Here is a 13,509-nt window from a genome sequence, read left to right on the forward strand (position 1 = left end):
TTAACAGATTCACAGCAGGATTTATCGATTATATTATCATTTATGGATTTTCATATGCTTATGTTTATGCATTTGGCGAACCGAATGCAGATGGAGGGTATACCGTGAATGGAATAGGTGGGATTATTCCTGTTGCGTTTTGGTGTATCATGACTATTGGGTTTGAGCAATGGATAGGAGCAACCATTGGTAATGCTTTAGTAGGACTTAAGCCCATTTCTATTCGAGGCTATGTTGATATTGAAAATGCCATTATTCAAAATGAAAAAATAAGTTTCGGGCAATCGCTTAAAAGACATTTACTAGACCCTTTGGATATGTTCTTTTTTGGTTTGATAGGAATTATAACCATAAAAAATACCGACAAAAACCAACGCCTAGGAGATATTTGGGCTAATACCATTGTTATTGAAACCTCGGAGTTTAAAAAGGAAGAATAAGTTATAAGTGACTCAAGAAAAATGATAAAAGCATTTATTACAATACGATTAAAACAGATATCTCGTAACCTGATTGGAGTAGGTTTGTTTCGTTTATTATTTGTATTATCCCTTATAGTTTTTGCAGGCATAAGCTTGTTTAATTCTTGTGTCAATGCAATATATGCCTTTTATAGTAGTGCAGGTTTTATCCTTGTACTTAGCCTAATTCAACTTCGCAGAAAGGATAAAACTTTTTTAAAGACTCATTTTGCATCTTATCAATTACTTTATTTTGTCGAGTATCAATTATTGGCTTTGCCAGTACACCTTTGCCTGTTATTTCATCAAAAGTGGGAACCGTTTATAATGCTTGTGTTAGGTATTTTTTTGATTCCTTTTCTGAATTATAGTCTTGTACAAAGAAGTCTCAATACAAAGTTACAAACTTTAATACCTGATGATAGTTACGAGTGGAAAGCTGGAATTAGAAAACTACTATGGCTCATATTACCTTTGTGGATTACTGGACTCTGTACTTCGTTTGTTATGGCTAGTGTTCCTGTTGTAATGGTAATTATTGGTTTTGTTGTTTTAAGCTTTTACGAACGCTGCGAACCTTATCAATTCATTATAGCTTCAGAAAGAAGCGCGGGTAAATTCATCTTGCACAAAATAAAACTGCAAATTGTAATTTATACATTTATAACGTTTCCATTACTGCTTGCATATATGGTGTTTCATAGTACATATTGGTATATTCCAGTGGTGGCGTATTTCCTGTTAACAACACTTCATATTTTTATAATATGCACCAAGTATGCATATTATCAACCCAATGAAAAATTGCCTGCAGCTCAAAGTATGGGTGCAATTGGGGTGATGAGCGTTATAATACCTGTTTTCTTACCCTTTGTATGGGGTGCGAGTGTGGTATTTTATTTTAAATCCAAACATAAACTAAACAATTATCTGAATGATTTTAATTGAAAACCTTAGCGTCTCTTATAAAAAAGACAGCCGAATTATTAATGGCCTTCAATTATCCCTTTCTGAATGTTTAATTCATGCCATTGTTGGATTAAATGGAGCAGGAAAAACAACTTTATTAAACACAATTTACGGTTTAAAGAAGCAAGAAGAAGGAAAGGTGCTTTTTAATGGAAGTGATTTAAATAAAAAGAGTGTTTCGTATTTAGTCAGTGAAAACTTCTTTTATTCCAATATAACAGCTCGAGAATATTTGTCCTTATTTAAGAATATTCATTTTGATATAGAAAAATGGAATGCCTTATTTAAGCTACCATTAGATAAGTTGGTTGATACTTATTCTACAGGTATGAAAAAGAAACTGGCTATTTTAGGTTCGTTAAAACAGGACAAAGCTATTATGATTTTGGATGAGCCTTTTAATGGCTTAGATATAGAGACCTGTCGTATAATTCGTTCCATATTACTTAAGTTAAAAGAAAAAGGTAAAACGATTATTATAACTTCTCATATTATAGAAACATTAACTAATTTATGCGACCATATTCATTATCTTGAATATGGAAAAATTACACATAGCTGTGATAAAAGCGAGTTTCAATTATTTGAGGAGGAATTATTTAAAGAAATTGAGCTTAAGAATGAAGAAGCATTGTGTGAATTAATTAATGACCATTAACTACAAACGATTAAACTATAAAAAATGAAAACACCATTATTAATTTCCAGTCTATTACTGATGATACTTTTTTCATCATGTTCAACTAGTAGTAAAACCAATACTTCCGTACCTAAAACTAGGAATTTTGAAGAGATATCCCATGGCGATTTCTCTAACTTGAGAGAACGTGTATTACTTGTTTCAAACAGTATAGATGTATATGAAGAGAAACATGGAGCTAGCTTTATTCAAAAGAATAAATTAGATGAAATAGATTTTAGTAAAAACATGCTGATTGCCATTTATATTGGTGAAAGAAGTTCGGGAGGTTATCAAATTATAATCGATAAAATAGAAGAAGATAAGGAGCATATTAAAGTCTACTACTCGGTAAAAGCACCTGATGGAATTGCCACTACGGTTATGACACAGCCCTATAGGTTTATTCAAACATCTAAGTCAATTAAGTCCGTTCTGTTTTATGAGGATGGAAAAGAAATGAGATAGGTAAGGTTATAATAGGCTCTTAATAATGACTAAATCGATTTTAGTTATTATGGTGGCAAGTATTTAGATTCAGAAAACAATATGACAGATAAAAAATATGTAATAAAACTGTTTGCTGTATCAACTATATATGGCGTTGTTTTATCTTTCGTTGGTGGATTTATGATTCTATGGTCATCAAAAGAAAACATAGAAAACTTTCTTTTGATTATAACTTTAATTATTGGATTGATAATATTCAATAAGGTTAGGAAGCAAGACGAACTATTTGAATTTATTAGTAATCTATTTATCTCAATAATTTATACTTTAAGGATAGCTATATTTTACGAAGGGCTACATCCTCAATCAGAAGAAGGTGTAAAAACACTTAGTTCGTTTATAATTTTATTTTGGGATCATTATTTCCTGTTTATGGCAGGAATAATATTGTCAATATGTAATCTGATAAGAAGAAAACTAAAGTCTAGTTAACTGAATTTACACAGGGCGTAGTGCAATTGTGCGAGACTGATAGATACTACTCAAACCCTATACATGTGGAAATTTAATGTTTTTGTACCCTGTTATCCCCGTGTAAGATTATATTTTTGTTTTTGTAAATTAATAGAAAATGTAATTTAAAAGTTGAAAATGTACTAATACTGACTTGTTTTTGCCTTGACCTTATTTGGCGAGAATAAACTAAGGTTTTATGTATAAAATCCCTATAGTTTTCAGGTAAAATAGTCTTCAACTTTTGATTATTAGAAATCATCATAACCCTATCAGAATGCATAAGTTTATATTATTCAGTTTTTTTGTTCTTCTTCAAATTTTATCAGCCTGCATCGTGCAAGCCAAAGATAAACGTCCACCCAATGTTATTTTAATTTTAACCGATGATTTGGGTATTGGAGATTTAGGATGTCAAGGTAATCCCTGGATAAAAACTCCCAATATAGATGCATTTTACGATGAATCCGTTCGTATGACCGATTTTCATGCCAGCCCCCTTTGTACGCCAACCAGAGCCGCTATCATGACGGGCAGGTATCCTATTAATAATGGAGCTTGGGCTACTTTTAAGGGCAGAGATGCTTTGAGCGAGAGCTCGATAACCATGGCCAATATATTTAAGCAAAATGGCTATAAAACGGGCTTGTTTGGTAAATGGCATTTGGGCGATAATTATCCTGTTCGTCCTACCGATAAAGGATTTGATGTAGCCATTCATCACTTGGCCGGAGGAGTAGGAGAGTTGTCCGATTATTGGGGTAATAGTTACTTTGATGATGTTTATTTCGTCAATAACGAACCTAAACAATTTGAAGGTTATTGTACCGATGTTTGGTTTAATGAAACCATGAAGTTTATCGATGAAAACCAGGATGAACCCTTCTTTATTTATTTACCCACCAATGCTCCACACGACCCGCTAATTGTAGCAGAGGAGTATGCTGCACCTTATAAACATCTGGAAGGAGAAAAAATCATTAGTGCTAACCTATATGGTATGATTGCCAATATAGATGAGAATATGGGGCGTTTTCAGAAATATTTAAAGGATAAAAACCTGGAGGAGAATACCATTCTTATTTTTATGAGTGATAATGGAACGCGTTATGGATATAATTATAGTGGTAAGTTAGGATACAACAAAGGATATAGCGGAATTAAAGGCAGTAAGCTGGAGGGTGGTCATCGTGTGCCATTTTTTATGCGTTGGCCTCAAGGAAAGATTGAAGGAGGTAAAGATATTAATGATGCCGTGGCTCATGTCGATTTAATTCCCACCTTGGCAGGCTTGTGTAATTTATCTCTTCCGCAAAATTTAAACCTAGATGGAATAGACTTTTCGCCAGCTTTAAGTAATAATGATTATCAACTACCCGAAAGAACTGTTTTTGTGCATAACCGACAGGATTGGAGACCTCCTATGGATGAAAACGAAACTTGTATTTTAAAAAATAATTGGCGTTTAATTAATGGATCAAAGCTTTATGATATAGAAAAGGATCCAAAACAGAAGAATGATTTAGCCAATGAATATCCAGAAGTGGTGCAAGACCTTTTAGCTCAGAATGCCAAATTTATTGATTTCACCAAAAAGAATCCGGAGTATAATGAATTGCCTGTTCATGTGGTAGGGCATAAAGCGCAAAAAGAAGTTACCTTAACCATTCAGCATGCTATTGGAGAAGATGGTGGGATATGGAAATGCGAGCAAGTAGCGGCAGGCATGAAGAATACCAATAATACGCATGCTTTGGAGGTAGATGAAGAAGGTATTTACGAGGTTGCTTGTTGTCGTTGGCCTAAGGAATGTCCAGGAGCTCTATGGGGAGTACCACAAAAAAATCCGAAAGGTTTATTTAGTTACGAAAGTATAAAACCCAATAAAGTGCGCATTAGTATTGCTAACCAAATATTAGAAAAGGATATTAAAGGCGATGAAGAAGCAGTTGTTTTTAAAGTTGAACTCAACAAAGGAAAAACACTATTGGTAACCGATTTTATCGAAGACAAGAATATTTACGGCGTATATTATACCTACGTTAAAAAGTTGGAATAAGAATCATTGTTTGGTAGGGGTAACTTATCCACCTTAATGTAAAAGCGTAAAGAAAGTAAAAGCCCGTCGGCTAGAGACATGGAGATAGTATTAGTTCGTATTATTATTTTTACCAGATAATAATGGTTAAGAATAATAGTTGTACAGTTGTATTTTGTTATGCAAGTGCATAGAGGTTAAATATGAAGAAAAATATAATTGATTTCATACAAACAATATTCGGTCAATAGGTGACGAACTATATCACAGAAAAATGAGTAAACTATTTTATATATCCGTATTAATATGCCTTATCAGTGCATGTACCTCACAACAATCTAAAAAAATCATACAAGTACCTAAAGCCAATTCACCCATTACTATAGACGGTATAGCTAATGAACAAAGCTGGCAAAATGCAAAATCACTTACCTTCAATTATTATTATAGATCAGATCAAGAGAATGATAAGCAAGGTACCAGTTTTAAAATGCTTTGGGATGAGCAGCATATCTATTTACTTTTTGAGTGCGAAGATAAATACATCACTGCCCGCATGAAGGAACGTGATGGTTGGACTTTTGTAGATGACTGCGCCGAGATTTTCCTGAGTCCTATGCGCGACCAAGTAGGAATGCACTTTGGTTTTGAGACTAACTTGTATAAGGCCACCAACGATTTTATTTTTATTAATGAGATTTATCCAGGAAAGAAATTTGTGGTTAAAGCTTATAATCCAGATTTTAAAGTTGAGGTAAATATTGATGGAACTTTAAATGATAATTCTGATATAGATAAAGGTTGGTGCATGGAAATGGCTATTCCTATTGCTGCTTTTCATACAGCAGGACCAGTAGAAGAAGTGAAAGAAGGTTCGCAATGGACATTTTTAGCTTTGCGTCAGGATAGAAATAAAGTAGAAGGTCAGCGTGTTTCTACCTCTACTTTATTTCCAATGATTACCGATTATAAGGATGTGCATAATCCAAAGACTTTTGGAGTGTTGGAATTTACAAATGATTGAAAAAGGTATTTATAAAGTTACACTGTATAGTTTGAAGCGTATTTCATTATGTAGGTTATATAGACGATAAATAGTCCCCCAGACTTTCATCTCGGCTCAAGCCAATTTTTTTACGAATTCTCGACCGTGCCATATGAACGCTGTGAAGAGATATTCCTAAAATATGAGACATCTCTTTACTATCGAAATTGAGTTTTATTAAAGCACAGTATTTTAAGTCGGTATGTGTTAAGCTGGGGTATAACTTCATTAACTGTTCGTAAAACTTATTATTGGTTTGGGTAAACCTTAAATGAAAGTCGTCCCAAATTTTTGCATTGCCTTGTTTGTATTTATTGCTTAGTGTCTTGAATTTTTCAGGCTTACTATCTTTAATTTCTTCCAATAGTTCCTTAATCCCTTGTTCTTTTTCAATTATCTGTAATGCGTTAGCGGTTAGTTCCTTGTTTTTAGTTTCTAAAATAGCTTCGTTTTTTTCCTTTTTTAAAATCATTTGTTTCATTAAAAAACGCTGTCTAAACATAAGCAGACCAATAGCGGCCAATAATATCAAAATACTAATCAATAATTTTAATCTAAAACTAGCCTTATCTTTTAAGTTAATAAGGTATTGTTGTTGGTTGATTTGCTCATCTTTCTCAAATAAGTTTTTCTGATACTCTCTCTTAACTTCAAAGAGTTCTTGATTCTGTTTACTTTGCAAGTGAAACAAACTATCCGAAACTGCTTTTTGCTTCTGCATATATGAAAAAGCCTTATGTGTATTTCCTTTTTCATAGTTTAGCAGAGCTAGCTGCTCCAGAATCATGGGTTTAATATCATAATGCATTTTCATGGAGTTAACCGTACTCAAAGCTTTGTTGTAGTAAAATATAGCACTATCGGGTTGATTTAATGCTTTTTTAAGTTCTGCATGAAAAGTATATACTTTAGACGCAAAACCTAATTTTTTTTCATCAAACTTTTGTATCAGACCCTTGAGGTAAATGTCGGCTTTACGATAGTTACTTTTTTTAATGTAAGCGTAAGCATAGTAGGCATCCACATAAATGAGCCTATTGTTGTTTGTCGATATTAAATAACAAGAATCAAGGTATGTTATGCAGGTATTGTAATCATTCATTTTAGCGTATTGCTCAGCAATGGCGTAATAGCTAGAACCCGTTTTATCGTATTTTTGTGCTTTACAAACTTCAAGCGCTTTTTTGTGATGATAAAGTGCAATACTATCTTTACCAAAGATTCCATACAATCTACCCAAACGAGTATTTAAATCGGTAAAAGCAGTGGTATCTATTTTTCGAATTACATTCTTCTGAATATCATTCAATATATCAAATGCTTTGTTGTATTGCCCTTTTCTTCTTTCTAAATCTGACAGCCCCAACAAGCATGTTATGTAATTAGCTGTATCCCCTTTTTGTTTAAAATAGCTAAGGGCGTCATTAAAATACTGAAATGATTGTTGAGGATTTGTTCTATATAATTTATAACCCTTACCAGGAAAGGTAGGACTTATGTAGATTGAGGTATCTGTAGGATCATTAATGTTGGCCAGAATGTTAGTCACTCTAACAAGTAACAAAATACAAATAATTAGGCATGTTGTATATTTTTTGTGCCTCATGTTATATTGCCTCAATTGGTTCTTGAATTTATAGTACAAATGTAGTTAAAATGTAGTGGTGTTTGGAGACTATATAGTTCATATGTAGGGGGTAAGTAGTTTGTTTTAAAAATCGCATTGTATTTTTGAATCATTGGTTATTAGTTTGTTAAGATGATTTTATTTGAGTTTCTAAGAAAATATTTACTAGCGTAAGTATAGTTTATTAAAATCTCATATTATAATAAAAGATAGTCAATGTTATATTACTGAACTCTCTTTTAACTGGTATATTAGTTATACAAACATCATATAATTTCCGTGAATAAAGGAAGGTATAGATGACAAAATAATTCATGGTTTTCCTTTGTCTGTAAAATATTAATCGTCACAAAAATTCGATATAAAAATGAGAAATATTCTATTATCCATGTTTTGCATTACCTTATTGTGGTCTTGTAAACCAGCGTCAAGTAAACAATCTACTAAGGAGAAAAAACTATACCAAGCAGATTGGTCGTCGTTAAGAAAGCATTCAAGTCCTGAGTGGCTCGATGGTATGAAATTCGGAATCTATTGTCACTGGGGACCACAAACCGTTCAGGTAGGCTCAGATGATGAGGAGATGACACGTCTTGAAGCCATTGAGCAGTGGAAAGGGGAAAATTTTGATGCCAAGGTTTGGGTTGATTTATTCCAGAGAGCAGGAGCTCAGTTCGGAGGGCCGGTTGCCTGGCACGGCAGTGGTTTAGTAAATTGGGATAGTGATTTGACAGATTGGAACTCGGTAAATAAAGGACCTAAGGTTGATATTTACGGGAGTTTAGCCAAGGAACTTCGAAAGCGTAATATGCCTATTGTTTCGTCCTTTCATACAGGTGATTTTTGGAGTCGTATGTGGGGACAAATTTCGCTTGAAGATACAACGGTTTTAGATCCGAATGCTGATAACTCTTCATATGCAACCATGAATAATGGTAGGATTGGAGATCCAATTTTTGATGCATGGTATAGTAGAATTGCTGAAGCTGTTGATAAATATCAACCAGATATGATTTGGTTTGATACTGGTTTTGGAGGAACGGTTCCTGCTGAACTTAGAGGACATGCTACAAATGGACGCTTATTACCTGAAGGAAACAATGAGTTAAGAAGTGCTCCAGAAAGATATCAGCAAAAGATGATTAGCCATTTTTTTAATAAAGGGCTTGAATGGGGCAAGGAAGTAGAAGTAATTTATAAAACTCACGATATTCCAACAGGTATTGGAATGCGTGATATTGAAGACGGCAATCTGATTGGTTTGCAATATGACCCTTGGGTGTCAGATGTAAATATGCAGCGTCATTTCGAGTGGAAATCTACTTGGTTTTATAACCCTGTAAATAAAGTTAAAGACGCAGCTACCTTGGTGGATATGTTAATAGATATGACCAGTAAAAACGGACGTATGTTATTAAATGTACCTCCTATGGCCGATGGTACCTTTTCGCCTGAAGTACAAAAAGAGCTTCTAGATATGGGCGCTTGGTTAAAAATAAATGGAGAGGCTATCTATAATACCATGCCATGGGTACTCTTTGGCGAAGGACCTACTGAAGTAACCCATCCAGGGCATCACGGACAAGGTAAAAATAGGGGAGAGTTCATTCCTAAATATACTGCTCAGGATATTCGCTTTACGCAGAATGGTAAAAGCTTATATGCCATTGTAATGGACTGGCCAGGAGAGAAAGCAGTGATAAGAGCTTTAGGTAAAAATGGTAAATTATACCCTGGAGATATTAAGTCGATACAACTATTAGGTTCTTCTAAAAAGATAAAATGGGAACAAACAGAAGCTGGACTTGAATTAGATTTTCCAAAAGAAAAACCTTGTGATTTTGCCTATGTAGTTAAGGTGGAGCGCAACTGAAGGTAATTGTAAGTGATCTGAGTATGCAGTTAATTCTAACTCAGGTTATAATTGGTACCGTATTCGTTAGATAAAATTTAGATTATACATAACTAAAAAGGCTCGCAATTTTGCGAGCCTTTTCTATATCATATAAATCAAGTATTTCTACTTTATTTACTACATGTTCATACCACCACAAACGTGTATAGTTTGTCCTGTAACGTATTTAGATAAATCTGAACCTAAGTAAACACAAGTGTTTGCTACATCTTCAGGAGTACCGCCTCTTTTTAATGGAATACGTGCTTCCCATTCTTTTTTCACATCCTCTGGTAAAACACCAGTCATTTCAGTAATGATGAAACCAGGAGCAATAGCATTGTGTCTAATTCCTCTAGCACCCATTTCTTTAGCAGCCGATTTGGTAAAACCAATAATACCAGCTTTAGAAGCAGAGTAGTTACATTGGTTAGCGTTTCCAGAAACACCTACCACCGAACTCATATTAATTACGCTACCACCAGCTTGTTTCCACATAATTGGTTGAACCGCTTTGGTAAAGTTAAATACTGACTTCAAGTTTACAGAGATAATTAAATCCCAAGCCTCTTCAGTCATTCTTTTTAATGCACCATCTTTAGTGATACCAGCATTGTTTACCAAAATATCAACACTACCAAAATCTGCAGCTATTTCTTTCACTACACGCTGTGTATCTTCATAATTACTTGCATCCGAAGCATAACCTTTAGCTTTAATACCTAAAGCAGTTAGTTCTTTCTCAGTTTCTTCAGCAGCTTCGTTAATCACTAAATCAGTAAAAGCTACATTACAACCATTCTGTGCATAAACCAAAGCAATGGCTTTACCGATTCCTCTAGCAGCACCGGTGATAATTGCAGTTTTTCCTTCTAATAATTTCATTTTAAAAGTTTTTATATTAGAAATTTGTTCTCTTTCTTATTTTTAAAGTGACAAATGTAATAATTTATAATAATAATAAAATATTCAGATCACTTTGCCATCTAGAATATTCCTTTGGTAAAATAAATTAAACCTTTTCAATAATTTGTTCCATTGCCTTGCCAGCCTCCATTTTAATATGAATATCGGTAATTTGAGGAGTGAACTGGGTAGCAATAGGATTTATTTCTACAATAGTGGCTCCATTTCTTTTGGCTTCAAATGGTACCTGACAAGCAGGCATCACTTCACCCGTAGAACCTATAACTATTACCAAGTCTGCTTTTCTTGCTGCGGCAAAACTTTTGTCGTAAGCGAGTGGAGGAATCCCTTCTCCAAAGAAAATAAAATCAGGCTTTAATACGCTATTACACTTTTCACATAATGGTGGTAAACTTTCTAAACTGGTATTTTTAGCTGCAACTACATGTTTGCACTGTGTACATTTTAGATGCTGCGAATTTCCATGAAATTCATATACTTCCTTACTGCCAGCTTTAAAATGTAAATCATCAATGTTTTGAGTAATAACAGCTTTTAAAATACCTCGTTTTTCTAAATTTGCCAGAGCAATATGTGCAGCATTGGGATTTGCCTCAGTAAAGAAATCATAAAAAATCTCTCTAATAGCTTTCCATGATGCTTCTGGATGAGTTAAAAAGTAGTTTAGTTCAAGAAGCTCAGGATCGTATCTATTCCAAATACCTGCTTCTCCTCTGAAAGGAGGTATGCCACTTTCAACAGAAATACCAGCACCAGTAAAAGCTATGGCATGTTTCGACTTTTTTAACAAATTAACAACTTGTTCTAACATATAAATTGGATTTATAACGTTTTTTCACATAATACACCCCTAAAACAGATAACCTTTATGTACTTTTTTACGTTTAAAATAATGAAATCCCTATTATTTATACCTACATCAACCTAAAAAAAAGGATTTAATTTATGACGAAGAGTAGCGGTTTACGAAAAAGGATCTTTACAAATGTAATATTACCATTAATCATCGTATTTTTATTGGCATTTAGTTTTATAGCCTATCAATTTAATAAATATAGTCAGCAAAAAGCGATTGATAGTACAGAAGATATTGCACAGTTATATTCTTCGCAAATTTCTGAAAACCTAAACAAGGATTTGTACATGGCCAAATCGTTGGCTCAGGCTCTTCAATCGTTACATCACCTTGATTTTGAAGAAAGAGTTCAAACCTCAGATGATATTATATATTCCTTAACGATTAATAACCCTCGCTATAAAGGAGCTTGGTATAATTGGCAACTATTTACCTTTGATGATAACAGAAGCAAGAAATATGGCAGATTAAGAAGCACGTATTTTAACCATGATGGAGATATTACACGTCAAGTGGATACTTTAGATATAGATGGAGAAGATCCTAATGGACTGTTTCATACTATTCATAATATTAACACGGAATACGTTACAAATCCTTACTTCGAGGATTATGAAGGAAAACTTGATAAGCCTATCATGGAAACTAGCGTTTGTATTCCGCTTCAGCGTGATGGTGAGTTTATTGGTTTAGCAGGCTTCGATTTAGAGCTGGATAGTTATCAGGGCAGATTAGCTAATTTGGAAACTTTAGAAGGAGGTAATGCCATTTTATTCTCTAATAACGGTGATATAATTGCTTCTAAAAATGAGTTTTGGTTAGGCAAGAATATACTGGACTTAAATCATGGTTTTGAATCATCGGATGATATTTTTGAGCAGATGGGGGAGGCCAGATGTTTTACACAGGAATATACTAGTGGTGATAGTGCAGACTATTTCTCATATTCTCAAATTAATATTGGAGAATGTCCTACACCTTGGGGCTTAGCATATAGTGTTCCTACAGAGTTAGTGATGGAAGAAGCTAACACTATTAAGTATATACTAATAGGATTGTTGCTGATAAGTTCCATTTTTATAACCTTCTTTTTGGTTCGTTTAATCAGAAATATAGCAAGGCCTATAAATACGACGGCTAATTTTGCATCCAAAATAGAACAAGGAGATTTAACAGCCACGATTAATTACAAGAGAAAGGATGAAATTGGTAACATGGTGAATTCTTTAAGATCCATGGGACAGCGATTTAATCAGGTAATTAAAAATATTGATGGTATCTCAACCACGATAGATGATACATCCAATGAAATTGGCGCAGAAACCAATAAATTGGCTGAAGGTGCTGCAGAACAAGCGGCTGGTATGGAAGAAATCAGTAGCTCTATGTCGGAGGTAATGGAAGGCGTAAAGGCCAACACTCGAAATGCTTTAAAAACGGGGCAGATTTCTAAAGAGGCTGCTTCTGATATTTCGGTAAGCCTAGAAACGGTGAAGAAAGCTAATGATTCGATGATTGAAATTACCGACAAAGTGAATGAGGTAAAAGATATTGCGGCTCAAACCAATATTTTAGCTTTAAATGCTGCGGTAGAAGCAGCCAGGGCAGGAGAGAGTGGAAAAGGTTTTGCTGTAGTAGCGGCCGAAGTTCGTAAGTTAGCAGAACGTATTAAAATGCTCACCGATGAGATAGAGGTGGTAGCTGAACAAGGAAGAAGTAACTCTAATGAAGCCACCGAGAAATTAGAAGCTATCACACCTGAAATTATAAAAACGGCAGAGTTGGTTAAATTAATTTCCGAAGATTCGGAAAACCAAAGTGTGGCGGTAGACCAGATTAATTCGGGCTTGGCACAGTTAAACCAAATTACTACTCAAAATGCTACACAGGCAGAGTACATGAGACAATATGTAGAAAAGCTAACGGCTGAAACGCATAAGATGAATGATACTATCGATTATTTTCAGGTTTAATCGTTTATAAGAATAGGTATAGTATGAACTGAAGGTAAGTAATTGATTTTTATAATTTGATTACTATCTTCGGGCAA

12 protein-coding genes are annotated in these 13,509 nt (G+C 34.1%); 9 read left to right on the forward strand and 3 right to left on the reverse strand.

The window, feature by feature from the left end:
• The 7 genes from A8L32_RS20725 to A8L32_RS20760 form a co-directional block, all read left to right on the forward strand.
• On the forward strand, positions 1–440 hold a 440-nt coding region (locus tag A8L32_RS20725; RefSeq protein WP_066632955.1), incomplete at its 5' end, for an RDD family protein.
• Between the two features lie 21 nt (positions 441–461).
• On the forward strand, positions 462–1,409 hold the full coding sequence (locus tag A8L32_RS20730; protein WP_066632957.1) for a hypothetical protein: 948 nt from the start codon (positions 462–464) through the stop codon (positions 1,407–1,409).
• On the forward strand, positions 1,396–2,088 hold the full coding sequence (locus A8L32_RS20735; RefSeq protein ID WP_066632959.1) for an ABC transporter ATP-binding protein: 693 nt from the start codon (positions 1,396–1,398) through the stop codon (positions 2,086–2,088). The genes A8L32_RS20730 and A8L32_RS20735 overlap by 14 nt, the downstream gene beginning before the upstream one ends.
• 24 nt (positions 2,089–2,112) lie before the next feature.
• Positions 2,113–2,577 carry a protease complex subunit PrcB family protein gene (locus tag A8L32_RS20740; RefSeq protein ID WP_075591449.1) on the forward strand — a complete coding sequence of 155 codons (465 nt, stop codon included), beginning with the start codon at positions 2,113–2,115 and terminating at the stop codon, positions 2,575–2,577.
• Positions 2,578–2,658: 81 nt separating this feature from the next.
• Positions 2,659–3,051, forward strand: a complete 393-nt coding sequence (locus A8L32_RS20745) for a hypothetical protein (RefSeq protein ID WP_066632965.1) — start codon at positions 2,659–2,661, stop codon at positions 3,049–3,051.
• 298 nt (positions 3,052–3,349) lie between these two features.
• Positions 3,350–5,131 carry an arylsulfatase gene (locus A8L32_RS20755; RefSeq protein WP_066632971.1) on the forward strand — a complete coding sequence of 594 codons (1,782 nt, stop codon included), beginning with the start codon at positions 3,350–3,352 and terminating at the stop codon, positions 5,129–5,131.
• A gap of 253 nt (positions 5,132–5,384) precedes the next feature.
• On the forward strand, positions 5,385–6,134 hold the full coding sequence (locus A8L32_RS20760; protein ID WP_066632974.1) for a carbohydrate-binding family 9-like protein: 750 nt from the start codon (positions 5,385–5,387) through the stop codon (positions 6,132–6,134).
• 55 nt (positions 6,135–6,189) lie between these two features.
• Here the strand turns inward: A8L32_RS20760 and A8L32_RS20765 are convergent, their stop codons facing one another.
• A complete protein-coding gene (locus tag A8L32_RS20765) occupies positions 6,190–7,719 on the reverse strand; it encodes a helix-turn-helix transcriptional regulator (RefSeq protein ID WP_143525184.1) in 1,530 nt (509 codons plus the stop codon).
• Between the two features lie 430 nt (positions 7,720–8,149).
• Between A8L32_RS20765 and A8L32_RS20770 the strand changes: the two genes are divergently transcribed.
• Positions 8,150–9,655 carry an alpha-L-fucosidase gene (locus A8L32_RS20770; protein ID WP_083631440.1) on the forward strand — a complete coding sequence of 502 codons (1,506 nt, stop codon included), beginning with the start codon at positions 8,150–8,152 and terminating at the stop codon, positions 9,653–9,655.
• 159 nt (positions 9,656–9,814) lie between these two features.
• Here A8L32_RS20770 and fabG read toward each other — a convergent pair whose 3' ends face one another.
• Both fabG and A8L32_RS20780 read right to left on the reverse strand, forming a co-directional pair.
• Positions 9,815–10,561 (reverse strand): 3-oxoacyl-[acyl-carrier-protein] reductase, encoded by a 747-nt coding sequence (fabG, locus tag A8L32_RS20775; RefSeq protein WP_066632983.1) that lies wholly within the window; start codon positions 10,559–10,561, stop codon positions 9,815–9,817.
• A 127-nt stretch (positions 10,562–10,688) separates the two neighbouring features.
• Positions 10,689–11,414 carry an SIR2 family NAD-dependent protein deacylase gene (locus tag A8L32_RS20780; RefSeq protein WP_066632986.1) on the reverse strand — a complete coding sequence of 242 codons (726 nt, stop codon included), beginning with the start codon at positions 11,412–11,414 and terminating at the stop codon, positions 10,689–10,691.
• A 134-nt stretch (positions 11,415–11,548) separates the two neighbouring features.
• Here A8L32_RS20780 and A8L32_RS20785 point away from each other — a divergent pair, with 134 nt between their 5' ends.
• Positions 11,549–13,432: a methyl-accepting chemotaxis protein gene (locus tag A8L32_RS20785; RefSeq protein WP_066632989.1), complete on the forward strand. Its 1,884-nt coding sequence runs from the start codon at positions 11,549–11,551 to the stop codon at positions 13,430–13,432.
• Positions 13,433–13,509: the final 77 nt, after the last annotated feature.

The sequence above is a fragment of the Labilibacter marinus genome (genome assembly GCF_001659685.2).
Taxonomy (GTDB): domain Bacteria; phylum Bacteroidota; class Bacteroidia; order Bacteroidales; family Marinilabiliaceae; genus Saccharicrinis; species Saccharicrinis marinus.

Excerpts from the sequence above, each read along its gene's own strand:
- A8L32_RS20730 (WP_066632957.1), top strand. The coding sequence starts at position 462 with ATGATAAAAGCATTTATTACAATACGATTAAAACAGATATCTCGTAAC.
- A8L32_RS20735 (WP_066632959.1), top strand. The coding sequence starts at position 1,396 with ATGATTTTAATTGAAAACCTTAGCGTCTCTTATAAAAAAGACAGCCGA.
- A8L32_RS20740 (WP_075591449.1), top strand. The coding sequence starts at position 2,113 with ATGAAAACACCATTATTAATTTCCAGTCTATTACTGATGATACTTTTT.
- A8L32_RS20745 (WP_066632965.1), top strand. The coding sequence starts at position 2,659 with ATGACAGATAAAAAATATGTAATAAAACTGTTTGCTGTATCAACTATA.
- A8L32_RS20755 (WP_066632971.1), top strand. The coding sequence starts at position 3,350 with ATGCATAAGTTTATATTATTCAGTTTTTTTGTTCTTCTTCAAATTTTA.
- A8L32_RS20760 (WP_066632974.1), top strand. The coding sequence starts at position 5,385 with ATGAGTAAACTATTTTATATATCCGTATTAATATGCCTTATCAGTGCA.
- A8L32_RS20770 (WP_083631440.1), top strand. The coding sequence starts at position 8,150 with ATGAGAAATATTCTATTATCCATGTTTTGCATTACCTTATTGTGGTCT.
- fabG (WP_066632983.1), bottom strand. The coding sequence starts at position 10,561 with ATGAAATTATTAGAAGGAAAAACTGCAATTATCACCGGTGCTGCTAGA.
- A8L32_RS20780 (WP_066632986.1), bottom strand. The coding sequence starts at position 11,414 with ATGTTAGAACAAGTTGTTAATTTGTTAAAAAAGTCGAAACATGCCATA.
- A8L32_RS20785 (WP_066632989.1), top strand. The coding sequence starts at position 11,549 with ATGACGAAGAGTAGCGGTTTACGAAAAAGGATCTTTACAAATGTAATA.